Source organism: Nitrospirota bacterium, from assembly GCA_030684575.1.
In the GTDB taxonomy this organism is placed as follows: domain Bacteria; phylum Nitrospirota; class Nitrospiria; order Nitrospirales; family Nitrospiraceae; genus Palsa-1315.
This window is the reverse complement of record JAUXVD010000008.1, coordinates 159,097-185,684: the sequence shown is the minus strand read 5'-3', so window position 1 is coordinate 185,684 and position 26,588 is coordinate 159,097. Positions and strand designations below refer to the sequence as shown.

Sequence of the window (26,588 nt, the reverse complement as noted above, 5' to 3'; positions counted from 1 at the left end):
TTGCAATCAGACCGAGAAGCGAGCCCAGTTGGCGTAGGGCTTGGCAGCATACAGTTCCTCAAGATCGACCGGCAGGCTGACGCCGGCTTGCGCCAGCAACTGGGCAACCAGACGAAGCGGCAGGCCAACCACGGTGGGAAAATCGCCAGCAATGGAATCGATCAGGTCTCCGCCTGCTCCCTGAATCGAATAGGCGCCGGCCTTCCCCAAACTTTCTCTGGTCCCCAGATAGTGCTCATGCAGTCGTTCATCGAAGGGCTTCATCCGGACGACCGCTGCGGAGAGTGCGACCACGTCCATCGCAGGAGCTGAACAGACCAGCGCAACCGCCGTGAGGACTCGATGGTCACGGCCGGCCAGGCGCCTGAGCATCGCTCGGGCCTCCACAAGGTCAGCCGGCTTCCCGAGCACGTGATGATCCAGCTCGATGACCGTATCGCTCCCCAACACGATCTCTTCTGGCGCGAGCCTCGCGACCGACTGCGCTTTACCCTGCGCGAAAGACTGCACCTGCTCGATCGCGGTGAGACCGGACACCAGCAACTCCTCGAACGATGGGCTCGCGACGTGGAAGGGGACGCCCAGCAATGCGAGCAACTCGCGACGGCGCGGTGAGGTTGAAGCCAGGATGAGTGACATTTACAACGCCGAAGAGGACTCAATGGAGGCTAGGGGTTCGAGCGAGATCTGCTCAGGGCCTTCCTCAAGACTCATACAGGTCATGCGAAAATCAGCGAGCACTTGCTCCACATCGACGACCGACGAGACTCGGACCATGTTGGCCCGGAGTGAGGCGGCATGAGGGAACCCTTTGCAGTACCACCCCAGGTGTTTACGCATCCGCCGAAACTGCCCCGTCCCGCTCACCGCTTCGAACCGTCTGGCATGATCGAGCAACATCTCGAACCGCACGTCGAGTGGCGGCACCACCGGCTCAGGCCCCCGGCCAGGCAGCTGCTGCTGAAGCAACATTCGCGCGTCCTCTTTCTGCCGAAAAAACCAGGGGGCCCCGAGCACGGCGCGCCCAACCAACACCCCATCGACCCCGGTATCCCGGACACGACGGACCACGTCCTGGAGACTATGCACGTCGCCGTTTCCAAACAGCAGGGTCCCGCTGCCCCGCGCAATCTCTGCCGCCCGCGCAATGGCAGCCCAATCTGCTTCCCCTCGATACATTTGCTCCAGGGTACGTCCATGCAGGGAGATCACGGCTGGCTGCTCCATGAGGAGATGTTCGATCCAACGATCGACGACGACGACATCGTAGCCGAGGCGTGTCTTGACGGATAACGGAATCGTCCGGCGGACAAGCGGGCGAGCGTTCTGCCGCTGCTCGTTCATCCGCTCGAAGGCCGCCACTCGACTCTGCTTGAGTCCCGCACCCTCCAGGGTCTGTCCGGCCGCCCAATCGGCAATCCCTCGTCGAGCGGCCTGCATGATCGCATGGGCCACGTCCGGCGTTCGAATCAGCCCCGCGCCTGAGCCGGATGAGGCGACACTGCGCGAGGGACAGCCCATGTTGATATCCAATCCGTCGAACCCCAACTCACAGACTGCATGGGCAGCCTGATAAAAGAGGTCCGGGTCTTTCCCATAGAGCTGCGCGACGATCGGTCGCTCCGCCTCGTTATAGATGAGGGAATCCAGCAAAAACTCCGGCCCACGGCAGACGTCATGCACATGCGTGAACTCCGTGAAGGAGACGTCTGCATGGCCATGTATCGCCACGGTATGGCGAAACGTGGCATCGGTGACCCCGTCCATGGGCGCCATCCCGATCACCGGTCCCGTGAGCGATTGCCAAAAACTCATACGGATGGCTCCATCTCCAGCACCCGTTCTCCGACTTCATTCGCCTGCGCATAGGCCAGTCGTAACTGATCGCCTTCCTGTTGAGCAGCGATCCCTACGTCCGGCGCAGACTCCGTCACAAATTCGAGGAACCGGTCGATCTTCAGGAGAAAGAAATCGTAGGACTGCGTGATCGGGCGTGGCGCGCGAAACCAGAAGGACACAAACTCGGTGAGGCAGACACCCCGCTCCGCGAGGAGCTTACAGGTCTGGGGAAACATCTCGACGAGGTCTCCTCCCCAATGGAGGATCTCGTGGGGTAGATAGGACATCCGATAGGATGTGAGCCCTGCCTGATCCGCGGCCACCGCCTGCCATTCCTGACCCGTAGCGGGAATTTTCCCTGAGATGATTTGCGCATAACGCGCATAGTCGTCACGCAACTGTTGTCGGTCAGACTCGTGCATCGGCTTCGGAACTGAACATGAAGGACGCATCCCGTCCATCGGCCATGCCGCTGCCATTCCTCGGGCCATCGCCTGCTGAACGACGGGTGAGAAACGCCGAACGGCCTCCGCATATTCCTCCACGATCATCTCGATCGGCTTCGTATCCACTTCAAGCGCCACCGCCCTGAGGCTCACGAGGTTCGGATGGGCCAGAACCTGGTCGAGCATGGTGAAGAGGACTGAGGGAATCGGCGCAGCATGGGCGTCGATCCATTCAGGAAGCCCCTCCCCCCGCTCAGCCCCATCACTTGACTCATGGCAGGCCAGCCCGGCCACGTGGATCTCGACCACCCGCTCCAGAGGAAATTCGTCGAGGAACTCCTTCACGAATTGAGCGAGGGACGTTCGTCGACGGGCAGCCGTATAGCGATAGACCGTCCAGAGGTGCCCGATATCCAACACGAGACCGCAGGGCACTCGCGCGGTGACGAGCCGGAAAAAATGAGGGATAGGGACCGTGCCAGGGGAAAAATATGTGAGCGGCGGCATTTCCAACAGAAACAGTGGCGCGGTCCCGTCTGCCCGGCGCCCCTGTCGATCCATCGCCGCCTGAATCGTCGCAATATTGTCGGCCACCACTTCGGCGCTCAGCGGCGTATAGAGTGGCGGCACATAGGTGCCAAAGGAGTAGCCTGCCATTTGCTTCATGGCACATTCATGATTCAGCCAGAGACTCTGAATGCTATTGAGCTGCGTGACCATCTCGCCGACATCCTGCTGAAAAAATGGAGAGGCCTGAACATCCGGCTGCGTGATCCAGAGGCCTTCCCCATGGTAGGCCAGCGACATCTCCGGCAGCGCCTGTCGAACCGTTGCCAGGGCAGTCGTGGTCGCTTTAAAAACTTCGAGATAGCCAGGCCGGAGGCCTCGCTCCTTGAGCTGTGTCGCCAGCTCGAACACATCGGGGGAGTAGACGTCGACCGACAGCCCCATCCCCAGCGGAGAGATCGGCCTGAGTCGGCAGTGAAAGTCCTGAAAAACCAAATCGTGATCGACCATCAATCCACCCTTGTGCTGCCTGAACAATTCTCCTAGTCTATTCGCTCAACCCCTTGTTTGACAAGGAAAGCCCTTGCCACAAACGAAGGCGCGCCGTCTGCTATACTTTGACGTACGTCGCCGGGGGCGAAACCCTCACGAATCGTGCAAGGACGAATCGAGGATGGTCTCGAACCCATGTCGGACACCAATGATACATCTGCCAAGACAACCAATCCTTTATCAACTGTGATTGCCCATATGATGACGCCAGGAGTCGTGCAAATTCCCGGGGATATTTCCGTCAGCGAGGCGGCGCTGCTACTTGAACGAGAACAGGCCCCCTGCCTGCTGGTGAAGGATACCGACGCGCAGTTCGGGCTGATGACGCCGACCGATATCGTCAAGAAAGTTGTCGCGCAAGGGCTCGAACCGCACGATATCGAAGTCCGGGCGATCATGACACGCCCGGTGCAATTCATCGAATACGACCAGGCCTTAGCAGACGCCTCGGTCCTCATGATGGCGACAGGGACATCGCTCTTGATCGTCACCAAACAGAACCAACCGGTTGGGGTCCTTACGGCACAAGACCTCATGCTCACGCCGGCCCGGCGCCGCACGAAAATTCACTCAGTGGTGAGTGTGGTCGGACGCGCATCGGCTCAGGGGCTCAACTATAATGCCATGATCATCCAACTGAACCATGTCGGCGCATTAGTCGAATCGGCGACGAAGCTCATACCAAAAACGAACGTCGTACTGGCGTTTTCCATTTCCGGTCAAAACACGCCCCTGACGATTCGAGGAAAAGTGCTGGCCAGCGAGAGTCTCGAAGCAGAACCAGCTGAGACCGCGAGCGGCTCCCGTACCTGGCATGTCGATATTCAATTCACGGATCTCTCGTCGTCCGACCTCTCACGCATCAGGGCCTGGGCGCTTCAGACCATGCCGCCCTCCCTCGATCGTTCCTGACCTCACAAATATCCTCCATTCTTTTGACCAACCAAGAATCTCCTGGTAGTATTTTTTCTCGACCGAGGATGGAGCCAGTACCACACATGGATAACCCAATGAAGACCTCCCAGACCCGTTCCCGAGCCCTCCCTTCGAACGAGGAGTTGCTCGGTCAGATTCGCCTCCTGCTCGACAGCCCGGAAGACGATCTGCAAGCCGCAATTATGAAGGAACTCCTGGCCGGGACGCTTCGGCTTCACGATGCCCATCTGGATGCCTTGGACCTCAAGATCGTGAACCGCGCCGTCAAAGAGCTACGCCACGCCTTCCGTGTCTTTCATGACTACCGTGATCGACGCAAAATCAGCATCTTCGGATCGGCCCGCACGGCCTCGGATGACCCCAACTATCAGATGGCCTTCCAATTTTCCCGTCAGATCGTCGAAGAAGGGTTCATGGTCATTACCGGAGGGGCTGACGGGATTATGCGGGCATGTCAGGAAGGCGCCGGCCGCGAGAACAGCTTCGGGGTGAACATCATGCTGCCCTTCGAGCAGGGCCCGAATGCCACGATTGCCGATGACCCCAAGCTCGTCACCTTCAAATACTTCTTCACGCGCAAACTGATCTTTCAGAAAGAGGCCAATGCAATTGCCTTGTTCCCTGGCGGCTTTGGCACGCATGACGAAGGCTTTGAGATTCTGACCCTCGCCCAAACCGGCAAGAGCGACCCTCAGCCGATCGTCTGCCTCCAGGCTCCCGGGTGCGACTATTGGGACGACTGGTACGGCTTCGTCACACGCCAACTGCTGGCTCGTAAACTGATCAACCCTGAAGATCTCAGCCTCTTCAAAATCACCACATCCGTGGACGAGGCCATCGATGAGATCAAACACTTCTATCGCCGATTCCATTCCATCCGGTATGTAGGACGCTTGTTGACCATGCGGTTACAAACCGCCATCTCCCCCGAACAGGTGGCCGCCCTTCATGATACATTCGGCGATCTTTTGTCCGAGGGCACCTTTGAGCTGCGCGGTCCACTTCCCGAAGAACTCGACGAACCGGACTTGAGGGACTTATCTCGTTTAACCTTCATCTCCAACCGCCGAAGCGCCAGTCGGCTGCGTCAGCTCATCGACCATCTCAACAATCTCTGATCGCACGGCATAAAGAGGCTTTTGTCTCGACAAAGCCTCATGCTATGCTCGCCACGATGATCGCATCCCGTATACAACACCCGTTCAGTGAGCCACCCACGGTCGTGCTGTATCACGCCGAATGCGCCGATGGATTCGGCGCCGCTTGGGCAATCTGGAATCAATTCCCCAGGGCTCGGTTCATTCCCGTTAAACACGGCAACCCGCCGCCTGGAGGGCTAGAAGACCAACGGGTCGTCATCGTGGATTTCAGTTATGCCCGCGAGACGTTGGTAATCATGGCCGCACAGACGCAGGCGCTCCTCGTGCTCGATCATCACATCACCGCAGAGAAGGCCCTGACCGGCCTTCCCTATGCCTATTTCGACATGAAAAAATCGGGGGCGGTCCTGGCCTGGGAATGGGCTCACGACCGACCGGCGCCTTGGCTCCTCAACTATATTCAAGACAAAGACCTCTGGACCTGGGCGCTCCCTTCCAGTCGAGAAATCAGCGCCGCTGTGGCGTCGTACCCGTTCGACTACCAGCTCTGGAGTAACTTTAAGCAGAAGGAGTTGGAACAGGAGGGTCGAGCCATCCTCCGTTATGAAAACGAACTCGTGAGCAAACTCGCGGCGCAGGCGATGTTGATCGACTTTCACGGAGCCGTCGTCCCGTCAGTCCAAAGCGCAGTCCTGACCAGTCAGATCGGTGAACGCCTGTCTGCGGAACATCCGTTCTGCGTCATGTGGCACGATCGCGACGGACGCCGCTATTACAGCATGCGCTCGAGAGAAGACGGGGCGGATGTGGGAGCCATTGCCGCGTCCTTCGGCGGTGGCGGCCATACCCATGCAGCCGGGTTCTCAGTCCTGCTGGGCCCCGATGGCACCTTGCCGGATAATCCAGCACTGCCCCGATCGGTCATCGACCGTCGCCGCCCTCCCTCGCAATAAGGGCACCGTGATCCCTCTGCACGACGATAACCCGACCGAGCTGACGCCGGTGGTCACAGTTACTTCTATCGCGGCCTGCGTCTTCGTCTTTCTCTATCAGATCAGCCTTCCTGTCGGCCCTGACAATACCTTCGTCTTCCAGTACGGAGCGATCCCGGCGCTTGTGTTCGGACAGGCAGGCCTCTCCGAAACGAGTGTGGCCATCCCCCCCTATGCCACGTTGATCACGAGCATGTTTCTCCACGGCGGCTGGATGCACCTCATCGGCAATATGCTCTACCTCTGGGTCTTCGGGAACAACATCGAAGACGTCATGGGGCATACGAAATACGCGCTGTTCTACCTGACATGCGGAATCCTCGCCGCCTTGAGTCACGCCGTAACCGATCCGTCTTCAACTGTTCCTATGGTCGGAGCCAGCGGCGCCATTTCCGGTGTCTTAGGCGCCTATGTGTTGTTGTTCCCGCGAGCCCGCGTGCTGGTGTTGATACCGGGCCTGGGTCTCACGAAGGTGGCGGCTGGTTTCGTCCTCGGCATGTGGTTTGTGATGCAACTCTTCAGTGGCGGAATGAGCATCGGCAGCACAGGTGGAGGTGTGGCCTTCTTCGCCCATATCGGCGGATTTCTCGCTGGAATGGCGCTGATCGGTCTGTTCAAGCGCCCGAACGTACCCTTCTTTGGCGCAAGCGACAGAAGCGGGTGAGAGAACTAGCCTGGTTTATTTGGTTGAACGGAACCAACCAGAAAAACCGGATGAGCCAAACAGAGCCAAGAAACCACCCATCACTCATGCATCGAGCAGTTCACGCACCTTTTCCACCAACCCAGTTTGTCGATAGGGGCGCCGCAAGAGGTATTTCGGGTTGAGTCGATGCGATACCATCGCCTGATCATCATAACCAGAGACGAAGAGCGGTTTCATCATCGGATGTTGCGCCAGCAACCGTGTGGCTAAGTCACGCCCACCAATCTCCGGCATGATGAGATCGCTCACGGTCACATGGACGGATCCAGGATGTTGCTGCGTGAGCAGCAACGCTTCAACGGACGAGCTCGCCTCCAAAACCTGATAGCGATGCCGCAATAGCGTGGAGAGTGCGAGCTTGCGGTCAATTTCATTTGCATCCACCAAGAGCACCGTCTCCTGGCCTTTGGCGGAAACCTGAGGCTGAAGCGATGGCGCGAGCGGCCGACCCTGTGGGGCACGGGGCAACACCACCCGCACCACGGTGCCTTGGCCTGGCTGACTCACCACCTCGACCTGGCCTGCACTTTGTTTCACGATGCCATAGACTGCGGTGAGTCCAAGTCCCACATTCATTTCTTTTGTGGAGAAGAAGGGCTCAAACATGTGCGACTGGGTCTCGAGACTCATCCCGCTTCCCGTATCGCTCACTTGAATCAGCACCTTGGACTGATGCCTCCCCTCACCACTCACCGATACAGTCTCATGCCCACTGGACAGAGGCTTCGCTTCAATCCGAAGCCGGCCTCCCTGTGACATGGCTTCCCGCGCATTGACCGCAAGATGCAGCAGAACCTGTTCGAGTCCTTCACGGTCAACCTCGACATCCATCGGTGCATGGTCGATGACTAGATCCAGCTCAATCGACGCAGGCAGCAACCCTCTGATCACCCCACGAATCTCCTCCAGCACGGCCTTGACCGACAGCACCTGCCGAAAGTGGCCGTCATGGAGGCCCAGTCCGGACAATTGCGCCGTCAGGGCTGCTGCCCGGCCTCCACTCCGAAAGATGTCATCGACCGGCCGATACAGCGGGTCGCCCGCCTTGAGAGAGGAGAGGACAACGCCCGTCTGCCGCCCGATCACGGACACCAGATGATTGAGTTCGCTGGCAATCCCACCGGCAACTCGACCGATCGCCTCCATCTTCTGCGCTTCAAGTAATTGCGTCTCCAGACCTTGCCGCTCTTGCTGCTCCTGCCGGACTTGCTCATTCGCTCGTGAGAGATCCCCCTTGAGCGCCTTGATACGGGCCTCCAACTGGTCACGCGAACCCTGCAAGGCCTGCTCAGTTTCTTTCAAGGTCTCGATACTCTCCATCAAGAATGACTTCTGTTGCCGTTCAGTCCCAATTGTTTGCAACGCGAGTCCGTAGAATGTTGCCATCACCAATAATACCGGCACCCCCATCAGATGCCCGACCGTCAATGAACCAGTTTGGACGACCCCTTGATAGAGGGTGAATCCATATCCGGCACAGAGCAGCAGGGAAAAGGCGATCACGTGGGAGAGCCGCCGCACCGAAGCGGCAATGAGCATGAGCAGGAAATACGACAGATAGAGATCCGAGCGAGCATTACCGGACAGGTAGATTGTCGCAGTGACGAACAGCGTATCGATCCCGATCAGCGCTCCGCTGAACCATGAAGCCTGTAGAATTGAGAGCGGCACCAACAACAGACACAGCACCATCGCCGCCAACCCGCCGACCATCACTTCGCTCGTCACATGGCTTGCGAAAAGCTCTCCTCCTGATAATAGCTGGTAGGCCAACATGACCCCAACCAGCGACTGAAGCACGACATATCGTGGACGTGAAATTGCACTCTCGTACCGCGAGTCATCCAACAGCGGCTCAGCACGATTTTCAGAAGGAACCGCGCAACTGCTCATCTGCATCATCTCCTGTTGGGATACCAAAGACTCACAGGATGCTGAGCGAGTCCACCGGTCGTGGCCTCTCGTGCCAACATCGTTTTCCTGCAACCAGTTCAGAGTGGAGCAAGTCCCGTACCGATACCCCAACAGAGGAGAACCCCGCCATTCCCAGTAACGACGCACTGAGAAGGTGGACCATTTTATCCATCCCCCTACAGCAAGTCACAAAATAGAACGGTACCTGATGGCCAGAAAGCGGCTCTCAGATTGGCGTTGCCTGATTACCGAGGCCGATAATGTTGGCTCACCCGACAGCATCCTCTCGGTTGATGCCGGATAGGAACCAGACTGATCCATGAAGGTGTTTATGCTGAGGGGAGGAAACCGTTCGCCAGGCCGTCACGAAATGGTTTCGCACGATCGAGCGCAAGACCGACGGTCTCGCCGAGAAACGTGACATGTCCCATTTTGCGACGGGAACGAATCTCACGTTTACCATAGAGGTGGAGCACCGCACCTGGGATACCCAGCAAGGCTCGACAGCCTGATCCATGTGTAATCGCCGCGACATCATTCCCGATGAGATTCACCATAACGGCAGGGCTCAGCAAACGCACTTCACCAAGCGGCATCCCACTCGCCGTACGAACCTGTTGCTCAAACTGAGACACACTGCAGGCATCAAGCGTATAGTGGCCGGAGTTATGGGGCCGAGGCGCGATTTCGTTGATGAGCAGTTCTCCGCTAGGCAGCTGAAATAATTCGAGGCAGAAGACCCCGACCCCTTCCAGACGATCCACGACCTGACGTGCAAGAGCGGCCGCTCGTTCGGCCAGAATGAGAGAGGTCAACGCCGGCACCATGGTGGTCCGAAGTATCCCCTCTTCATGTGCATTCTCAGCCAACGGATAGGTACAACTCTGCCCATCCGATCCACGGACCACCAGGATCGAGAGTTCACGTTCAAACGGCACATACGACTCCACGATCCACCGCATGCCGGGGCGGACGGATTCCAATAATGCCCGCTCCACCTCCTGCACATCGGACTCCTGACCAATGCGCCACTGGCCTTTGCCGTCATAACCGGCCGTCGCCGTCTTACAGAATGCGGGATAGCCAACCTGTCGGACGGTTGCCGCTAATTGATCGGGTGCTGTCAGGGTGGCAAACGAAGGAACGGGGAATCCGTTGGAGGCCAAGAACCCCTTTTGTTCGAGGCGATCCTGAATCACGTTTAGGACGGCACTCGACGGACGAACCGGTTTCCGCTGCTCCAACGCACGACAGAGTTCCGCAGGAATATTTTCCCATTCATAGGTCACGGCGCTGACCAGGTCGGCAAACCGCACAAGACTGGGCTGATCGTGAAAGGGTACTGAAAAGTTGTGTGTGGCAAAACGATGGGCAGGCGCCTCTGGATCGGGGTCCCACACGGCGACCTGATAACCAAGACGGCGAGCGGCCATGGTGAACATGGCGCCCAATTGTCCGCCGCCCAGAACACCGAGAACGGAGCCTGGCTCGACGACCTCTGCCTTCACGGCCGGCGACTCGGGCGGCCTGAGCCTTTCGTGTTGACCACCAGGCCCTTCGCCTCAGGAGACTGGAGTACGCTGTCCGTCTGTGTTTGACGGAATAACTTCACACGGTCGGCAATCGCTGGATACCGGCCTGCCAAGATTTGCGCCGCCAGCAAACCGGCATTCTCCGCCCCGCCGATCGCCACGGTGGCGACGGGGATCCCTCGTGGCATCTGTACGATGGAGAGGAGGGAGTCCAGTCCGCGAAGATTCTCCGTCGGGATCGGCACTCCAATGACCGGCAGATGCGTCTTCGCAGCCAGCATCCCGGGGAGATGGGCCGCCCCGCCGGCTCCGGCAATAATCACTTCGATCCCCCGGTCGGGAGCCTGTTCTGCATAGGCGAACAAGCGATCCGGAGTCCGGTGCGCCGAGACAACCAGGAGTTCGCTTGGAACCCCCAGATCCGTCAGCATCGCCACGGCCTTCTCTAAAATCGGAAAATCGGATTTACTTCCGCCCAACACCCCGACCAAGGGATGCGAGCGATCCACCGTTTTTAGTTGCAATAGTCGTTGGGGTCCTCTACTGAGACGAGGCATAGTCGCACGGGCCTTTCTCTCATGGGTCTCTGACTTGTGGCTTTCAACGGAGCCCCCACCTTATCGACTCTCTGAAGGATGGTCAAGCAGGCCCTACCAGCACAAGCCGATTCCCGTAGAGAAATTGACCGGGTGATCGGCTTTCCACTATGATGGAGCCGTGATAGAAGTTTCTCTGCCTCTGTCGAGGAGAAATCGGTGGCACGCTTCACACAGGATTTGCGAAACAAAGTTCGCTCCCTCGTCAGGCGGGGCACCGGCCTGGATGAGATCGGCATCGACGAACTTGCGACCTCCAGAAAACTTCAGTCCTGGGAAGCGGTCCAAATCCCCGAGCGGCTTCGATTTTCTTCGCGCCTCGCCATCAAACTCGTACTCCTGTTTCTCTTGATCATCGCCTTCGTGCCTTGGACTCAGACGATTACCGTCAGCGGACAACTCTCCGCCTATACGCCCTCCGAACGTCCGCAGTATATTGAAGCGCAGATTACCGGACGGATCAAGAAGTGGCACATCTTTGAGGGGGTGCGCGTCAAGCAAGGCGATCTCATTCTTGAGTTGGAGGACTACGACCCCAGTTTCATGTCTCCGGACCTCCTCTCCTTCTTAGACCAACGACGCAAGGCATTGGATCAAAGTCGCAAGGCGGCGCTCGCCCGCGCCGAACAATTGGATAAACGGATCAAGGAGATGCAGAACCTCGTTAAGTCCGCGGTCCCGTCCGCCCAGGCACGCGTGATCGAATCTGAGAATAAGGTCCGGGAGGCCTACCAGAAAGTCGAAGCAGCAAAAATTGCGGTCGCAACAGCCGAGTTGAATATGGACCGGCACAAACAGTTAGCGGAACAGGGCCTCGTGTCGCAACGCGAACTCGAGTTGACCATTCAATCGGCGCTGGCCACCAAAGCCGATCTGAGCGGAGCACAAGCCAACCTCAAGGGAGCAGAACAGGCCATGAAGGCTCTCGGATTCGGCCGCGACCAGGTCAGCGCAGAAGTCCTGCAACGATTGCTCGACGCAGAAGCGGCCCGTGAGGCCTCTATCGGCGAAGCAGCAAAAGCCACCGATCAACTGGCCGATGTCTCACTGCGGATGTCCAACGCGGAACAACGCCGGCTCGCCGGGCACGTCCTCTCCCCGATCGATGGCACCGTGGTAAAGATGGCTCAAGCCGGTGCCGGTGAGACCGTCCGCCCCGGGGACAAACTCGTGATGCTTTCTCCGGCGAGTGCCGACAAAGCCCTTGAGATGGTGGCTGACGGAATGGACGCCCCGCTGCTCAACGTAGGCCGGAAGGTACGCGTCTTGTTTTATGGGATTCCAGCTATTCCTCTCCCAGCTTGGCCGGAGATCATGGCAGGAACCTATGGTGGCGTCATCAAGGTCATCGACCAAGTCGACGACGGCAAGGGAAACTTTCGTTTCTGGGTAGTCCCGGATCCAGACGATCGGGCCTGGCCTCCACAAGAACATGTCCGCCAGGGGACCAAAGCCATGGGATGGGTCATCTTAAACCGGGTCCCCCTGTGGTACGAGATCTGGCGGCGCTTCAATCTCTTCCCGCCGGATTATCAAGAACGCCCACCGAGCCTCATCGACACGCTCTTGCCAAAAGCAGGGCGAGGTGCGAAATAAGCTCGACGCAGTACGTGGTATCTCGTCTCGATATGCCTGCACCACAACCGACATCGCCCTTCCGCGCTGGGTCTAATCCTCGCAGCGGTCCCTCGCCTATCTGACGAAAGGAGTCTGTCTCATGCATTCCCGTCACTATCTTCCAGTCGTACTGCTCCTGGGTTCGATCGGGCTCTGTCCCTTCCCCACTTCTGCGGAAGAGCCGATGAAATCGAAATCGCTCCCGCCGATTCCCTTGAGCGTCGATGAGATTCACGCCTGGATCGATCGTTCGCACCCACTCCTCAGGGGAGCCGGTACAGAGAAAACCATGGCGCGAGGGAAAATGCTCAAGGCCCTAGGCGCCTTTGAGCCCACCCTCATCAACGATACGGAGCTTGAGCGGTTCATCTCCAGTTCAAACCCGGGCAAAGGCACCCAAACGGTGGGATTCAACGACACGCTTATCGAGGCCCGCCACCCCTGGGGCTTCCGCTACAGTGCCGGAGTCCGTGAAGCCATCGGCAATGCCAAGATTCCCGATCTTTCATTCGGCGGAGGCAACAACCAAGTCCTCCTCGGAGGCTTCATCCCGCTGCTTCGAGGCCTCATGGTAAATCCCGAGAATGCCGAACTCCAACGATCCGAACTGGCCGACCCAAAGGCCGAGGTGCAGATCTCTCAAACGAGACAGGACCTGTTTCTTGCCGCAGCCACACAGTTTTGGGATTGGGTCACTGCAGTAAAACTTGCGGAGGTGCAGCGCCGGGCCGTAGGAGTGGCCGAAGACCGGTATCGACAGGTCGAGGGCCGCGCCAAGGCAGGGGCCGTCGCGCCGCTCGACGTGGTCGAGGCCAATCAGGAAGTGCAGCGCCGCCGCGAGGTGGCCATCGCCGTGCAGCGGCTGGTAGAGCAAGAACAGCTGAAGCTGTCCATGTTCCTCTGGGATAATAATGCGCCCGTCCCGCCGCCTCTGGATCGAGCCCCGAACTTTCCGTCGGCGATGCTCGTGCCGGCGCCTGACACGATCATTGCCCATAAACTCCAAGCGAAAGTCGATCGGCCGGAGGTCAAGGAAATCGGCATCGAAGCTAAACTCAACAACATCGATCTGGAGCTGGCCAAGAACAACCTCCTCCCCAGCCTGGATGCTGAGGCAGCGCCCGCCCGTGCGCCGGAGAAGTTCGTGCTGGGGCTCGGCTACCGCTTTGGACTGGAACTCAAGATTCCGATCCTCCAGCGAAAGAGCCGCGGCGAAGTCCTGGAAGCGCAAGGCAAGGCAGATCGATTTGTCTTCATGCAGCAATTCCGCGAGCAACAAGTGCTCATCGACGTCGATAATGCCCTCTCTGCTCTCGAACGTGCCAAGGAACGTGTCGCGACCGCGGCGGAATCCCTCCGCCTGGCCAAAACCCTTGAAGAAGGGGAGCGTTTCCGGTTTAGCCTTGGAGCCACCAGTGTCCTCTTCGTCAATTTACGCGAACGGAATTCGGTCGACTCAGAAGTCCAGGTCATCCGCGCCAAGGCGGACTATCAGAAGGCCCAGGCCTTGTACCAATGGGCCATCGGAGCCTGGGCTAGAACCACACCGTTTGTGACTCCCGTGACCTATCGCGCAAGAGATTGATTGAGAAGAAGTGGCTTTTCTTTCACTGCTTTGATAGCGTGAGCGCATAACGCGCGTATTCCCTTATATCGGCATGGTCCTGCCCCTCTCACGCAGTGCAACGAGAGGCAGGACCATGCCGAAGAAGAAGGCAGATTCCGTGCAAAGTCAGGTCGGCCACCAACAGAATCTATTCCAATCGATGCTCGCATGCCTGGGCGTCCTCTTCCGCTTGGAGCGGCGGATCCTCGCCCTGATCGTCTCCTATTCACTCGCCATCGGACTCTTCTCTCTCATTGTCCCTCTCACAGTCCAAGAGCTCGTCAACACGTTTGCCTTCGCCATTCAGCCCATCACCATTGTCACCCTCGCGGGGGTGATGGTGGCCGGGCTCATGTTCGTCGGAGCGTTTCGGGCCTTACAGTTCTACTCCGTCGAAGTGTTGGAGCGCCGGATCTTCGCTCGGGTCGCCCTCGGGATGGCCCAACAGTTACCCCAACTGCAAATTTCAGGGTTTAAGCCCCGCTATGCCAATTACTTCGTGGAGACAGTCTTTATCCAACGGGCGCTCTCCGTCCTCCTCGTTGACCTGATCAATGTCATCGTGGGCGGGACGGTCGGCATGACCATCCTGGTCTTTTATCATCCCTACTTCCTGCTGTATAACGCCTTACTCATGGCAGGGTTTACCGTCGTCTTTTTTCTTATGTCGCATGGAGGGCTGAAGGCCACCATCAACACGTCCCATGCAAAATACGACACCCTGCATTGGCTGCAGGAGATCTCGTTTAATCTGTTGCACTTCAAAGCCGCGGATAGTCAAGCGCTACTGACGGGAAGGACCGATGAGCTAGTCCAGTCGTACGTCGAAACCAGACAAACTCGATTCGGCATTCTGATTCGCCAGTACCTGGCATCGGTCGGCTGGCAAGCCATCGCCCACAGCGGACTCCTTGCCACTGCCGGATGGTTGTTGTCCATCGGCCAATTGACGCTCGGGCAACTGGTAGCCGCCGAGGTGGTTGTCAGCGGGCTCCTCCTGAGTTTCGATGCCGTCGTCAAACGTATGGGACATATTTATTACTTCCTCACCGGTTTGAACGAACTCGACTTTTTCTTCTCGCTTCCGAAAGACCAAGCCTCCGCCACCCTGTCCGTCCCACTGCCGGATCCCACCATTCACGGCATTCGCGTGACCAGCAAAGACCTCGCCGTCATCCACCCAGGGCTGCCACCGATCTTCGAACACTTCAACCTTGAAGTCACCCCCGGCGAAAAAATCGGCGTCTACGCCAGTACGGCGGTAGCCAAAACGGCACTCGCACGAGTCTTGGCAGGACTGGAAGCGCCAACCGGCGGGGTCCTTCGCTATAACGGGGTAGACCTTCGACACCTCGATCTTCAGGCGATCAATCGTTGTCGAGGGTTCATGATCGATTCCCAGCTCTCGCTGTTCGAGGGCACGATCGAGGACAACATCCTGTTGGGACGATCCTATATTCCGTACGGCGACGTCCGGTGGGCGTTGCGCTTTACCGAGCTCGAAGACGACGTCGACGCATTCCCCCAGGGACTCAAGACCCACGTCCGAGCCCCCGGGAAAGTTCTTACCCCGACTCATATCATGAGGATTTTACTCGCACGCGCGATTCTCGCCCGTCCACAAATTCTGATCTTTGACGGCATCATCCACAATATGCAGCCGGCCATGCGCGAGACCGTCTTGCGACGGCTCTGTTCAAAAGACGAACCTTGGTCGGTGATCTTTGTGTCGAACGATCCGAATCTCACACCGCACGTCGATCGACGAATCATTCTCGATTAAGTAGGGGAACAGAGTGGGACTGACAACATTTTTTCGATCATTTCGTCCCAGCGCCTCACAACTATTGATCAGCTTCCTCGTGGCCGGCCTGGGATGGCTCAGCGGGCAAGCCCTGAGCAGCGTCGATCAGGATTTACGCATTATGTATACCGAGTACACACTCGGGGCCACCGACCTTGCCCATATTTCCGCAGACATCATGCGGTACCGGAACACCATTATCCGCGCGCTCGAAGCGAACAGCCAGAAGGACTTCGAGCGAATCACGGAATCCCTGCCCGCACAACGCGCGAGAATTCAGCATGCCGTAGACCGGTATGCGGCTGCGGGGCTGCGCGTCTCACGGAGCGGGCGCAGTGAGCCTGAGGATATCGAGGCGGTCCGGCGCAGTCTCGATCAGTATTTTTCGGTAGCCAGCACGACCATACAACTCTTGACGCAAGAATGGACCGCCGTCTCTCCGGCAGAACGGGAAGCCATCAGGCGAAAAGCGGAAGAGCATGCCTCCGACAACGCAGGCCCGAAAATGATTCAGGTCAGCCTCGCGCTGGATCGGCTGCTAGACACTGTGGCGGATGTGGCGAAAGACATGCGCGATGAGGGCACCCTGGCGATCCAGCGCACAAGCCTGTTGCTCGTGGGGGGAAGTTTCTTCATCGCCTTCTTGAATCTCTTTTTCACCAGACAGCGTAGAGGAACCTCCCTGCACATTGATGGCCAGGACGAACGCGAGATCAGTTCCGGCCACAGCCCCATCCCGAGTCCGCTGGCCAATGACATCCCCGCGGCGGTACTCCGTCAGGAATAATTCGTCCTGAGTCTGCCTACCCGTTTACGCCGTGACTACTCCCTCGTCCGACTGCCTGAAAGAGCTGTGCGCGTTCCTCGTCGGTGAGCGGTTTCCAGGCCCCCGAGGCTAATCCACCAAGCGTCAGATGCATGATCCTGACACGGTGCAACATGAGCACCCGATACCCCAAGACTAGGCACATGCGCCGGATCTGTCGATTGCGTCCTTCTGTGAGAATGATGCGGAACCGTGCGGGACCGAGCCGATCAACCCGGCAGGGTTTGGTCGGACGGTCAAGAATGTCGACCCCCTGAGCCATACGATCAACGAATGCCTGGTCAAACGGGCGATCGACTGATACCTCATATTCCCGCTCATGCCCATGCTCGGTTCGGAGAATCTCGTTCACGATATCTCCGTCGTTCGTGAGCAGAATGAGACCGGACGAGTCCTTGTCGAGTCGGCCGATGGGGAAAATTCGCTCAGGGTGGCCGATCTCTGCGATGATGTTACGAGCCACATGCGACTCGCTGGTCGTCGTCACGCCGACAGGCTTGTGATACTTGATATAGACCGAGGCCGTTCCCCATGGGATCACCTGTCCGTCTCGTGCGATGACGTCCTCAGGGCTGACCTTATCTCCCAAAGAAGCCACCCGTTGATTGATGGTCACGCGGCCGGATTCAATCAAGCGATCGGCCTCTCGCCGAGAGCAAATGCCATGGTGTGTGAAAAACTTATTGATACGAAGCTGGTCGGTCACAGGGTACGCATGCCGTTTCAGTGAACGCGACGGCCCGCTTTAATTCGCCCCAACATGCGGTAAATCAAGCGGGCAATACAAAACTGCGGAGCGACGAACCCTTCGATTGGAGCAATCTCGCTGATATCCATCCCGAGGATGCCTGGGCCGTTGGCCAACGCGGTGATGAGATTCAGGGTATCGTACCACCCCAATCCACCTGGCTCAGGAGTGCCGAGCGCAGGAACCAGCGAGGCATCAAGCCCGTCACAATCGAACGTCAGATAGACCGGCCCGCGACAGGCCTTGACCACCTCAGGAACCCAGCGAGAAGCCTTGCCCTCGTAAGGCCCTGACGGGTCAAGAATGTCGGCGGCAAAGAACGTCGCAATCCGATCGGTGCTCTGAATACGATCGATTTCTTCTGGAGAAATTGACCGAATCCCGACTTGAACCAACGGTAGTCCGTCATCGACCACACGTGCCATGACGCTGGCGTGGCTGTAGGGGTTTCCCTGGTAGGCTTTCCGCAAATCGCCGTGGGCATCGATTTGCACCACGCACAAATCAGGATAGCGGCGGGCATGGGCTCTAATCGCCCCCAACGCACCGGTATGTTCACCGGTTAAGGTCACGATAAACCGACCGGTCCCGACATGCGGTGTGACGAAAGCCTCGATGGCATCCACCGCCTGCCGATCGACTTTACCCTCAAGGTCGAGCGAGCGAATGGTGGCGACCCCGTCCCATTCGCGATAAGGCTCACAACACAGTGTTTCGTCGTACAACTCGACTTGTTGGGACGCCTCAATGATCGAGGAGGGCCCTCGATCGGATCCTAACACATAGCTGGAGGTATGTTCGTAGGGCGCAGGGAGGATATAGACGCCCGCCTGATCAGGATGGCACCATGGCTCTTCAAGCCCAAGGAAGTTCTGCTCGATACCTTCCCATCCGGCAGGAAGTGTCATGGGCGAATGCTCACGGGCAGGGCTACCGACGCCGCTTCGGAATATTTTCTTCCGGGATGAAAACAGCCAACGCCACTACCGTCGTCCAGCGATTGGGTTTCCCAATTGCGGACTGAGTGATGTTTTGGGTCCGCACGATCTTACCCGCCATCTTGAAGACTTGTTCCCGTTCTTTCCAGGCGATGTCCGGATCGAATTCGACCCCAAGCGTCGTGGCCAACATCTGCGCTGCCAAGTCTTCCGTATATTCACCCGTTTCTTCATCTGTTTCGCCATGCGCATGGTGCTCGGACAGGTAGCCATAGGTCCGGCGATCCGTCGGGACCGCGACTCCAATCGACGCGGAAACCAGCTGATTCCGTTCATTCGTTTCCGAACGCGCCATCACGCAGAACGTAATTTCACCGGGGTTCAGTAATTTCTCGCCGCGCACGCGCGGAATAATTTTGCAATTCGGCGGAAGAATCGACGACACCGTGACGAGGTTACAATAGGCAACGCCAGCACTACGCAAGGCTTCCTCGAAGGAGGCCAGCTTTTCTTTATGGACTCCGACGCCTCGAGTGAGAAACATCTGCGTAGGTACCATCGTCTCTTCTCCTTACGTTATCCAAGCAACTAGGTGACGGACGCATGGCTGACTGAGATGCGCGCCCACAGTGCGCCTTCTAATAAGCACAGGGTCGCTGTTGTACCAAGATTGGCGCCGCTTCGCAATATCCCGCGACGTTTTTTTTCCTTAGGCCCCTACGGGCGGCCTGAGATTTAACACCAGCATGCGGGGCTCGGTCATGTCCTCGATCGCGGCCTGGACCCCTTCGCGACCGATTCCCGAGTCTTTGACGCCCCCGTAGGGCATGTGATCGGCCCGGAACGTCGGAATCTCGTTGGCCAGCACCGCCCCGACTTCAAGATGCCGAAACGCATGAAAAATCGCATTCACATTCTGAGTAAAGACCCCGGCCTGAAGTCCATAGTCTGACTGGTTGAGCGCCGTGATCGCTTCGTCGAAGTGACGATAGGGGGTCACGGTCACCACCGGTCCAAATACCTCCTGACAAGATACTTTCATCGTTGGCGTCACGTGGGAAAGCACCGTCGCCTCCACCACCGAGCCCATCCGTTTTCCGCCTAGCAGCACTCGCGCCCCCTGCGATACGGCTTCCTCGACCCAGGCCTCGACACGATGGGCCGCGGCCGAATCAATGAGTGGGCCAACCACCGTCGACTGGTCGCTTGGATCGCCGGCTTTGAGACGCGCTACCTGTAACAGCAGTTTCGTCGTGAACAGGTCCGCAATAGAATGATGGACCAAGATGCGCTGCACGGAAATACAGGTCTGACCGGCATAGCCGAACCCACCGGCTGCGCAACGCTGTGCGGCAACCTCCAGATCGGCATCGGGTTCCACGATTACGCCCGCGTTCCCGCCGAGCTCTAATACCACCTTCTTCTTCCCGCACTTGGCCTTCAACATCCATCCCACGGCCGCACTCCCGGTAAAACTCAGAAGCTTGAACCGAGGGTCGACGACAAGCTGTTCTGCCACTCGGTTGTCGCAGGGCAGGACGTTGAGTGCGCCAGGAGGAAGCCCGGATTCCAGCACGACTTCGCCCAGCAGTAAGGCAGTGAGGGGTGTCTGTGGCGCCGGCTTGATGAGAATGGAATTGCCTGCGGCCAGCGCTGGCGCGACCTTGTGAGCGACAAGGTTCAGCGGAAAGTTAAAGGGGGTGATTCCGAGTACCGGACCGATCGGAACCCGGCGAAGAATGCCGAGATGGGAATCCGTCCCTGGCGTCCAGTCGAGGGGGATCACCTCGCCAGGAATGCGCCTCGCCTCTTCGGCCGCAATGGTGAATGTCTGGACGGCCCGGCTCACCTCACGCGTCGCATCGGCGATCGGCTTGCCCGCTTCAGCCGTCATCAGCCTGGCAAATTCCTCACGTCGGGCATAGAGCCCGCCTGCGATTTTTTGTAGCGCCTGATAACGGGCGTGGGACGGGAGGGCGGCCATCTCGACAGCGGCATCGACCGTCGATTGGATCGCAGCCTCGGCATCGACGGAACTCGCGGTCGACACCTCGGCGAGCCGCTGCCCTGTATAGGGATTATTCACGGGAGCGACAGTCTCCCCGTGCCGCCACAGGCCTCCAATCAAAAATGGACGTGGTCCCTGCACGGAAAATGCTCCGAGGGTGGTGAAGACTTAGTCGGCGGACTGACCCGATACTGTGGGAACAGACTCAAGGCTGGCCGTCTGTTGGGCGATACCGGCTTTGGCAATCAGCTCCTCTGTGCCCCAATCGCGAATGGCCTCAAGCGTGAAAGCCTCATAGGTTGAGACCCCGTGACACGTCGGGCAATCCGGCATCGGCACCTTGAGATGAAAGGCTTCTGACAAGCAGGACATACAGACCCAGTAAGCTGGCTCCCCTGCGCGCTGCGGAACAGACCAATACGATTGTGTAACAGACATCGGGTAATCCTTCGTGAGTGATGGACTGACTGTTCTGCGTCACCACCGTCGTCCCATGAGGCTCCGTAGGAGCTCCTTAGGGACGTGGGGCAGTGGCCAACATGCGCTCAATCTCCTCGGCAAAATCCTCGAACGGAACTGCGCCTGGGATCGCGATAGCCGGCTCTTTCTCGGTCGGTCCACCGACCGTCCGAGTCAGAATAAAACCGGGAGTCCCATGAAATCCCCACCGATTCGCTTCTTGACGATCCTGGAAAATGGATTCGAGATATTGCCGCTCGTCGAAACACTTCGCAAACGACGCCTGCTCCAAGCCAATCGTCTTCGCGTACCCTTTGAACAGCCCTGAGTCCAGCCGGCCTCCCTGGCTAAAGAGCCGGTCATGCATCGGCCAATATTTTCCCTGGGCTCCGGCACAACGTGCCGCCACGGCTGCCTCAACACCGACCCCCTGATCGGCTCGAGGATAGTCTCGATAGACGAAACGCACCTTGCCCGTATCGACATACTTGGCTTGCAACCGAGGCCACGTCGCCTGAAAGAACTTCACGCACCAGCCACAGGTAAAGTCGGAATACTCGATCAAGGTGATCGGTGCGTCAGCGCGCCCTCTGGCTCGTCCATCCTCCGTGGCAGATCCGGCACGAACTTGAGTCGAGGACAAAATTACCAACAACGACAGGGCGGCGACTGTGCGAAAAAGATAGGCCTTCGTCATGTGCGTAGCGCGCGTTTTGCTTTGGCGCGCTCCAGCAATGCCACCATGAGAAGAGGCCAGACGACCGTGGCATCGCTCAAGACTTCGGCAAAGCGCCCGCCTTCTTCCGGCGGCACAAACTTGCCCCAGGAAATACCTTCCTGGTAGGTACAGCCGCTCAACCCGCCCCAATAGTCCGGCTCCGGACAGATACGCACACCGTACTGGAAACGAGGCGGCTGAACATTGAGCCCAAGCCGTGAATTGCTGATCTCGATGTAGGGGCCGACCTGTTGCGCCCAATTACGCGGCACGCCCCCGCCAATCGTAAAGATCCCCAGTTTTTTGGCCGACACAATATGGCTCGCATAGCTGTTCAGATCGAGATAAGGATTGAAGGAGGGATAGGCGACATGAATCGCCCGCAGCACGTCAAGATCGCTGCGCCCTTGCAGCTTTGCGCGAGCCTGCTCAAGCTCGCGGCCCATGGCCCACGTTCCGACATCCAGTCCCATCTCGGAGTCGGTAAAGGCAGGAATGAAGACGGGGACTTTGTTCACATAGGCGCTTTTGAGAATGCCCGCACCCTCATAATCTTCCGCAAGCGTTTGCCCCAATTCACGTGTGAGAATTTCGGAGGAAAGATTCTGGTCAGGCTTCACCCGCTTCATCGTCTGGGAGACGACCTGCTCCACATAATTCAGGTTGGACTCCATCTCCAATGTGTCGTAGACCCGATTGTAGCCCTTTTTGAATAGTTCTTCGTCTGACATCGACGGATGGTGTCGATAATGCGTTTTACCGACCGATTCACTCAACCCATGGGCGATCAACGCACCGGTCGAGACCACACATTGCACCATCCCATGGTCGATCATGGCGCTGATGATCTTGCCCATTTTGGCGATGGTCATCGCCCCCGACAGCGTCAACACGACGAAGCAGTCGGGATCCTCGATCATCGCCCAAAGCACTTCGTAGGCTTCGCCCAAGCGGCGGCCCCCGAAGGCGGTCTTTCGCATGGCGGTCAGCAGGCCGTCGAACGACCCGATCTGTTCCGGGTCGAGAGGTTCAAGCGCTTCGAGTCCATCTTGCGCCCCATCACGGAATTCGCGTGCACCCATAGGAGAGTCTACCTACCATAGAGATGAATAGAGGAACGGCGCATTCTTTATACACAACCGGCGATAGAGGCGTCAACGAAGTTGCAGCCCAAGATGCCCCTCGCCGCCCTTGCATGCCTGAGCATGCAGGACTTATCCCTTGAGCCGCGACAACTGCCGGAGGTGAACAGCGCGCAAGATCAACAAGACTTTGAAGGATCGAGAGGTCGATTCAACGACCTCATAAGATATGCACCCCGAACCGCCGCCAGCCTCGACCACCCCCCAGGAGACGAAACCATGTCATGCCAACAACTCCCTGCCTCCGGTCGCCCGGAGGGGACCCCTTACGCGGACAATGCTTGGAATATTACGTGCCCATCAAGCCGTGCGGCCGTGGCTCCCACGTGCGCCGGCGCAAACTCCGTGTGTCCGCGCACTGACTACTCGCACAACTCGCACTCAATTTTTTGGCCTACCTAATCTTCTACGCAGAACCTACCCAACTATTCGATGATTTGGCAATGACCTGCCATCACAACCTATCGGCCCTGTTCTTGCTTTTCAGCCTGCACAACTTCATGGCCAGGAGGAACCTATGAATTATATTCTCCCCGTCGTTGCGACGATCCTGCGCCCCTGGCCAGCGGCTTGATCAACCTGTTCGGGACCACATTGATCCTGCACATAATCAAGTTGACCGGACAAGACCCCGAGGCGTACCCTGCAAGGGAAACTGGGTAAATACCCTGGAGTAGGAAGTATGTGCCCGCTCATAAGTCTATGCCCGCACGGCCCAAGTCAGCATACGCACGCAACTGCAGGACTACCCGTACGCAGCTCGGAAATCTGACCGCACAATCGATGTCACCTCTCTCGACGAGACGGGAAGACTCCAATGCTTAGAGAGGTAAAACTCATTTCGCTAATGCTTTCTAAGCACTTGGGGATTTCCTCGATCGTCTCTCGAAGTCGATGGAGACGGAATCGCCTGTTGGTGCTCTGCTATCACGGGATTTCGCTCGATGACGAGCATGTCGCATCAAACTTATATGTGTCTCCTGAACATCTCCGCAAACGGTTTATGCTCATGAAGGAACAGAACTATACTGTTCTTCCCTTAGAGGTAGGGCTTCAATTACTGAAGGATGGCCAGCTGCCTCCGAAAAGTGTCGCCATAACGTTTGACGATGGATTTTACGACTTCTTTAAGCTCGGAGCCCCACTCCTCAAGGAGTTCGGTTATCCTGCCACGTTATATCTGACGACATATTACTGCAAGTTGAGGCTCCCAGTTTTTTCACCAATGATCTTGTACATTTTGTGGAAAGGGGAAGGACAAATACTCGATACCGATGGGTTGACTGCAGATCGGCATCAAATATTTCTAAAAAACAACAACGCCCCCCTGCGACTAGCCCTCTTCAAACAGATAGAACAGTACACGCGGGATAACAATTTAGGCACAGAACAGAAGGATGCGTTGGCAAGAGTCTTAGCAGAACGGCTCGGTATCGACTATGATGACCTTGTCGGTCGGCGAATACTCACGAATATGACACCTGAAGAGGTGGGGTCTTTAGATAGCACGCTGGTGAGCGTGCAACTGCACACGCATAGACATCAAGCCCCGACTGAAAAGGCATCCTTCCTCAGAGAGCTGCACGACAACGCCAGCGCGATATCCAGCATGAGGCCCCATGATGCTCGCCCTCTTCATTTTTGCTATCCTGGCAATTCATTTGACCCTAGACATCTCGCCTGGTTGAAGGAGGCTGGCATCGTGTCTGCCACGACAGGTAACCCGCAACTTGTGAGCCGTTCTTCCAATCCCCTACTTCTTCCTCGCCTGATTGATGTCACTCGTAAAACTGAACTCGAATTCGAAGGTTGGCTGTCAGGCGTTTCAGCGTTTCTTCCAAACCGCATGGCGTTGACCTCCCCCTCTAAAATAAACGAGTCCTGATCCTACGTATCCCTCTCCCGCGTCTGAGACGGTCCACGAGGAAAACGTTCCGGCACAATCGTCACCCTGGTCAGGAGGTTCCCCTGCCCCATTCGAAGTTCACCAAAATGCGAACATATGTCGATGCGAAATGCAGCCGATACCAGGCACGCCGTTAACGAGAACGATCATTCCTTGACGGAGAAGCGTACGAATGAGAGCAGGTATGCGATGACCTGGTTGAGGATCAACCCAATGGTCATCACCCATAGAGGGGAGAAACTGAAGAACAGCGAATGTGGTGGTCCCAACGGGATTTGAACCCGTGTTTAAGCCTTGAGAGGGCTCCGTCCTAGGCCAGGCTAGACGATGGGACCAGACATCAACAACATGGAATCGAACGGCAACAGTAGCACAGGGGCTTTTCACTTTTCAATTCCTGATAATTTCGAGTAGGACTCAGACAGTTCCAGCGTGGCTTCACCAGCAACTTGACAGGGACGGTGGCATAGCCTACCTTGCGGAAAATACGTGCGGCGGGTCTCTGAGAAAGGGGATTCTTCGGTCGTCGCCCCCCTCTTCCTCTCGACAGACTCATGGTGGAACATGAACAACCCGCTCCAAGCCAAAACCAAATCTATCGGCATCACAGACTCCCCTGAACTGATCGACCTCGAAAAGCCTGAACAGGGCCTTGAGCTCCACCTTGGCTCAAACGTGTTTCGAAACACGAACGGCGTCATTAAACTCCAAAAGAAGGAGCAGGTGGTGCTGGAGCTGCAGCCCGATCCCTTTACCCTGCTCCTGACCATGGACTTCTATGATGACCAGGGGACCCGGGTCGGTCACATTCGACGGAATGTATTGTCGGCGCATAGTGCAGCCCGCTTCACCGTTACGGTACAGGCCGGCGACGAGACCACCCTGGACAGCCCCCCTTCAGTCACCGTCACAGACCGAACGACTGAACGCACGGTGTTCGAGGCCTGCCTCATCCAGAAAAGAAAGATCCGCATTACCGTAGGCCACTTCAATGCCCATACCGGAGAATTAGTGACCGTCAGCCCGCACTACTGCCGCATCGGCACGGGCCTCACCCTATTTGGCAATGTCGCGGAAAGCCGCGGCGGTGCAGCCACAATCGGGTAGTCCATTCCCCAAACACCGCAGCCTCAACTCACACGTTTCCGCCTCCAATCGATCAAGAACTGGGCCACTCACACCACCTCGATCGCTTGCTAGAACATGCATCTTTTTTGACAAGCGGAAAAACTTCCGTACAATCAAGGCATGTCGGATATCATGAAACCGAGCGTGCAAGCCTTCCTGGTCTGCGATCAGGTCATTGAGGACAGCGTCACCAGGAAAAAGAGCCTCATCGGCCTCTTCACCCATCTACAGGCTGTGAGTTTTCCCTTCCAACATTCCCAAATGGGGCTGTATTTCTGCCTCACCGACGCCGAAGGGACCTATCACTTCGACATCGATTTGATTTACCTCAACACCGAACAACTCGTCTGCCGGGCGGCCCTCCCGAATATCGCGATCGCTGACCGCCTTCAAATTTCAGACTTTGGAATCAATATTCCATCTCTGGTCTTCCCTGCCCCCGGGCGTTATGAATTTCGTCTGCGCATGGAAGGGCATCTCATCGCGCAGAAAGACTTCAGTGTGATGCAGATGCCCACTCATCAAACCGCATAGAACGTACCCATATCCCTCTCGTCCTGCTCAGGCG

Annotated in this window: 24 protein-coding genes and 1 tRNA gene; 11 read left to right on the top strand and 14 right to left on the bottom strand. The window is 57.5% G+C overall.

Annotated features, from left to right (window positions below; genetic code table 11):
- Positions 1-6: 6 nt before the first annotated feature.
- From Q8N00_04030 to Q8N00_04020, 3 genes are read right to left on the bottom strand one after another with little or no spacing between them, the layout of a single operon-like run.
- Positions 7-639: a Maf family protein gene (locus Q8N00_04030; GenBank protein ID MDP2381950.1), complete on the bottom strand. Its 633-nt coding sequence runs from the start codon at positions 637-639 to the stop codon at positions 7-9.
- Complete coding sequence (locus Q8N00_04025) at positions 640-1,815, bottom strand: tRNA-dihydrouridine synthase (protein MDP2381949.1); 1,176 nt, start codon at positions 1,813-1,815, stop codon at positions 640-642.
- Positions 1,812-3,302, bottom strand: coding sequence for a DUF692 family protein (locus Q8N00_04020; GenBank protein MDP2381948.1), 1,491 nt, complete (start codon positions 3,300-3,302; stop codon positions 1,812-1,814). Before Q8N00_04020 ends, Q8N00_04025 begins: the two co-directional genes overlap by 4 nt.
- Positions 3,303-3,542: 240 nt before the next feature.
- Here Q8N00_04020 and Q8N00_04015 point away from each other — a divergent pair, with 240 nt between their 5' ends.
- The 4 genes from Q8N00_04015 (at position 3,543) to Q8N00_04000 (ending at position 7,036) form a co-directional block, all read left to right on the top strand.
- Positions 3,543-4,256, top strand: a complete 714-nt coding sequence (locus Q8N00_04015) for a CBS domain-containing protein (protein ID MDP2381947.1) — start codon at positions 3,543-3,545, stop codon at positions 4,254-4,256.
- An 86-nt stretch (positions 4,257-4,342) separates the two neighbouring features.
- On the top strand, positions 4,343-5,398 hold the full coding sequence (locus tag Q8N00_04010) for an LOG family protein (GenBank protein MDP2381946.1): 1,056 nt from the start codon (positions 4,343-4,345) through the stop codon (positions 5,396-5,398).
- 44 nt (positions 5,399-5,442) lie between these two features.
- Entirely contained in the window at positions 5,443-6,333 is an 891-nt protein-coding gene (locus tag Q8N00_04005; GenBank protein ID MDP2381945.1) for a hypothetical protein, read from the top strand.
- Between the two features lie 7 nt (positions 6,334-6,340).
- A complete protein-coding gene (locus tag Q8N00_04000) occupies positions 6,341-7,036 on the top strand; it encodes a rhomboid family intramembrane serine protease (GenBank protein ID MDP2381944.1) in 696 nt (231 codons plus the stop codon).
- An 84-nt stretch (positions 7,037-7,120) separates the two neighbouring features.
- Here Q8N00_04000 and Q8N00_03995 read toward each other — a convergent pair whose 3' ends face one another.
- The 3 genes from Q8N00_03995 to purE all read right to left on the bottom strand — a co-directional run bounded on the left by Q8N00_03995 (position 7,121) and on the right by purE (position 11,048).
- A complete protein-coding gene (locus Q8N00_03995) occupies positions 7,121-8,971 on the bottom strand; it encodes an ATP-binding protein (GenBank protein ID MDP2381943.1) in 1,851 nt (616 codons plus the stop codon).
- A 350-nt stretch (positions 8,972-9,321) separates the two neighbouring features.
- Complete coding sequence (locus tag Q8N00_03990; protein MDP2381942.1) at positions 9,322-10,500, bottom strand: 5-(carboxyamino)imidazole ribonucleotide synthase; 1,179 nt, start codon at positions 10,498-10,500, stop codon at positions 9,322-9,324.
- Positions 10,497-11,048: a 5-(carboxyamino)imidazole ribonucleotide mutase gene (gene purE / locus Q8N00_03985; GenBank protein MDP2381941.1), complete on the bottom strand. Its 552-nt coding sequence runs from the start codon at positions 11,046-11,048 to the stop codon at positions 10,497-10,499. The genes Q8N00_03990 and purE overlap by 4 nt, the downstream gene beginning before the upstream one ends.
- Before the next feature lie 231 nt (positions 11,049-11,279).
- Between purE and Q8N00_03980 the strand changes: the two genes are divergently transcribed.
- The 4 genes from Q8N00_03980 to Q8N00_03965 all read left to right on the top strand — a co-directional run bounded on the left by Q8N00_03980 (position 11,280) and on the right by Q8N00_03965 (position 16,934).
- The gene (locus tag Q8N00_03980; protein ID MDP2381940.1) at positions 11,280-12,716 is read left to right on the top strand and encodes a biotin/lipoyl-binding protein; all 1,437 of its coding nucleotides are present in this window, start codon (positions 11,280-11,282) and stop codon (positions 12,714-12,716) included.
- 121 nt (positions 12,717-12,837) lie between these two features.
- Positions 12,838-14,322 (top strand): TolC family protein, encoded by a 1,485-nt coding sequence (locus Q8N00_03975; protein MDP2381939.1) that lies wholly within the window; start codon positions 12,838-12,840, stop codon positions 14,320-14,322.
- A gap of 115 nt (positions 14,323-14,437) precedes the next feature.
- Entirely contained in the window at positions 14,438-16,126 is a 1,689-nt protein-coding gene (locus Q8N00_03970) for an ATP-binding cassette domain-containing protein (GenBank protein MDP2381938.1), read from the top strand.
- Between the two features lie 13 nt (positions 16,127-16,139).
- On the top strand, positions 16,140-16,934 hold the full coding sequence (locus tag Q8N00_03965) for an MCP four helix bundle domain-containing protein (GenBank protein ID MDP2381937.1): 795 nt from the start codon (positions 16,140-16,142) through the stop codon (positions 16,932-16,934).
- A 16-nt stretch (positions 16,935-16,950) separates the two neighbouring features.
- On the opposite strand, the gene Q8N00_03960 is transcribed toward Q8N00_03965, so the two are convergent.
- The 7 genes from Q8N00_03960 to Q8N00_03930 form a co-directional block, all read right to left on the bottom strand.
- Positions 16,951-17,679: a pseudouridine synthase gene (locus Q8N00_03960; protein ID MDP2381936.1), complete on the bottom strand. Its 729-nt coding sequence runs from the start codon at positions 17,677-17,679 to the stop codon at positions 16,951-16,953.
- Positions 17,680-17,696: 17 nt separating this feature from the next.
- Entirely contained in the window at positions 17,697-18,629 is a 933-nt protein-coding gene (speB, locus tag Q8N00_03955) for an agmatinase (GenBank protein MDP2381935.1), read from the bottom strand.
- 22 nt (positions 18,630-18,651) lie between these two features.
- On the bottom strand, positions 18,652-19,218 hold the full coding sequence (locus Q8N00_03950; GenBank protein ID MDP2381934.1) for an arginine decarboxylase, pyruvoyl-dependent: 567 nt from the start codon (positions 19,216-19,218) through the stop codon (positions 18,652-18,654).
- Positions 19,219-19,368: 150 nt separating this feature from the next.
- Positions 19,369-20,808: an aldehyde dehydrogenase family protein gene (locus Q8N00_03945; protein ID MDP2381933.1), complete on the bottom strand. Its 1,440-nt coding sequence runs from the start codon at positions 20,806-20,808 to the stop codon at positions 19,369-19,371.
- A 27-nt stretch (positions 20,809-20,835) separates the two neighbouring features.
- The gene (locus Q8N00_03940; GenBank protein ID MDP2381932.1) at positions 20,836-21,105 is read right to left on the bottom strand and encodes a hypothetical protein; all 270 of its coding nucleotides are present in this window, start codon (positions 21,103-21,105) and stop codon (positions 20,836-20,838) included.
- A gap of 76 nt (positions 21,106-21,181) precedes the next feature.
- Complete coding sequence (locus Q8N00_03935) at positions 21,182-21,823, bottom strand: thioredoxin domain-containing protein (GenBank protein ID MDP2381931.1); 642 nt, start codon at positions 21,821-21,823, stop codon at positions 21,182-21,184.
- Complete coding sequence (locus Q8N00_03930) at positions 21,820-22,926, bottom strand: deoxyhypusine synthase family protein (protein MDP2381930.1); 1,107 nt, start codon at positions 22,924-22,926, stop codon at positions 21,820-21,822. Before Q8N00_03930 ends, Q8N00_03935 begins: the two co-directional genes overlap by 4 nt.
- Before the next feature lie 1,069 nt (positions 22,927-23,995).
- Between Q8N00_03930 and Q8N00_03925 the strand changes: the two genes are divergently transcribed.
- Positions 23,996-24,871 (top strand): polysaccharide deacetylase family protein, encoded by an 876-nt coding sequence (locus Q8N00_03925; GenBank protein ID MDP2381929.1) that lies wholly within the window; start codon positions 23,996-23,998, stop codon positions 24,869-24,871.
- 278 nt (positions 24,872-25,149) lie between these two features.
- On the opposite strand, the gene Q8N00_03920 is transcribed toward Q8N00_03925, so the two are convergent.
- Positions 25,150-25,227, bottom strand: a tRNA-Glu gene (locus Q8N00_03920).
- Between the two features lie 229 nt (positions 25,228-25,456).
- Between Q8N00_03920 and Q8N00_03915 the strand changes: the two genes are divergently transcribed.
- Together Q8N00_03915 and Q8N00_03910 are read left to right on the top strand one after the other, a co-directional pair.
- Complete coding sequence (locus Q8N00_03915; protein MDP2381928.1) at positions 25,457-25,999, top strand: hypothetical protein; 543 nt, start codon at positions 25,457-25,459, stop codon at positions 25,997-25,999.
- 153 nt (positions 26,000-26,152) lie between these two features.
- On the top strand, positions 26,153-26,554 hold the full coding sequence (locus Q8N00_03910) for a hypothetical protein (protein MDP2381927.1): 402 nt from the start codon (positions 26,153-26,155) through the stop codon (positions 26,552-26,554).
- The last annotated feature ends 34 nt before the right edge of the window (positions 26,555-26,588 follow it).

Excerpts from the sequence above, each read along its gene's own strand:
- Q8N00_04030 (MDP2381950.1), bottom strand. The coding sequence starts at position 639 with ATGTCACTCATCCTGGCTTCAACCTCACCGCGCCGTCGCGAGTTGCTC.
- Q8N00_04025 (MDP2381949.1), bottom strand. The coding sequence starts at position 1,815 with ATGAGTTTTTGGCAATCGCTCACGGGACCGGTGATCGGGATGGCGCCC.
- Q8N00_04020 (MDP2381948.1), bottom strand. The coding sequence starts at position 3,302 with ATGGTCGATCACGATTTGGTTTTTCAGGACTTTCACTGCCGACTCAGG.
- Q8N00_04015 (MDP2381947.1), top strand. The coding sequence starts at position 3,543 with ATGATGACGCCAGGAGTCGTGCAAATTCCCGGGGATATTTCCGTCAGC.
- Q8N00_04010 (MDP2381946.1), top strand. The coding sequence starts at position 4,343 with ATGGATAACCCAATGAAGACCTCCCAGACCCGTTCCCGAGCCCTCCCT.
- Q8N00_04005 (MDP2381945.1), top strand. The coding sequence starts at position 5,443 with ATGCTCGCCACGATGATCGCATCCCGTATACAACACCCGTTCAGTGAG.
- Q8N00_03995 (MDP2381943.1), bottom strand. The coding sequence starts at position 8,971 with ATGAGCAGTTGCGCGGTTCCTTCTGAAAATCGTGCTGAGCCGCTGTTG.
- Q8N00_03975 (MDP2381939.1), top strand. The coding sequence starts at position 12,838 with ATGCATTCCCGTCACTATCTTCCAGTCGTACTGCTCCTGGGTTCGATC.
- Q8N00_03970 (MDP2381938.1), top strand. The coding sequence starts at position 14,438 with ATGCCGAAGAAGAAGGCAGATTCCGTGCAAAGTCAGGTCGGCCACCAA.
- speB (MDP2381935.1), bottom strand. The coding sequence starts at position 18,629 with ATGACACTTCCTGCCGGATGGGAAGGTATCGAGCAGAACTTCCTTGGG.
- Q8N00_03950 (MDP2381934.1), bottom strand. The coding sequence starts at position 19,218 with ATGGTACCTACGCAGATGTTTCTCACTCGAGGCGTCGGAGTCCATAAA.
- Q8N00_03940 (MDP2381932.1), bottom strand. The coding sequence starts at position 21,105 with ATGTCTGTTACACAATCGTATTGGTCTGTTCCGCAGCGCGCAGGGGAG.
- Q8N00_03935 (MDP2381931.1), bottom strand. The coding sequence starts at position 21,823 with ATGACGAAGGCCTATCTTTTTCGCACAGTCGCCGCCCTGTCGTTGTTG.
- Q8N00_03930 (MDP2381930.1), bottom strand. The coding sequence starts at position 22,926 with ATGGGTGCACGCGAATTCCGTGATGGGGCGCAAGATGGACTCGAAGCG.
- Q8N00_03925 (MDP2381929.1), top strand. The coding sequence starts at position 23,996 with ATGAAGGAACAGAACTATACTGTTCTTCCCTTAGAGGTAGGGCTTCAA.
- Q8N00_03915 (MDP2381928.1), top strand. The coding sequence starts at position 25,457 with ATGAACAACCCGCTCCAAGCCAAAACCAAATCTATCGGCATCACAGAC.
- Q8N00_03910 (MDP2381927.1), top strand. The coding sequence starts at position 26,153 with ATGAAACCGAGCGTGCAAGCCTTCCTGGTCTGCGATCAGGTCATTGAG.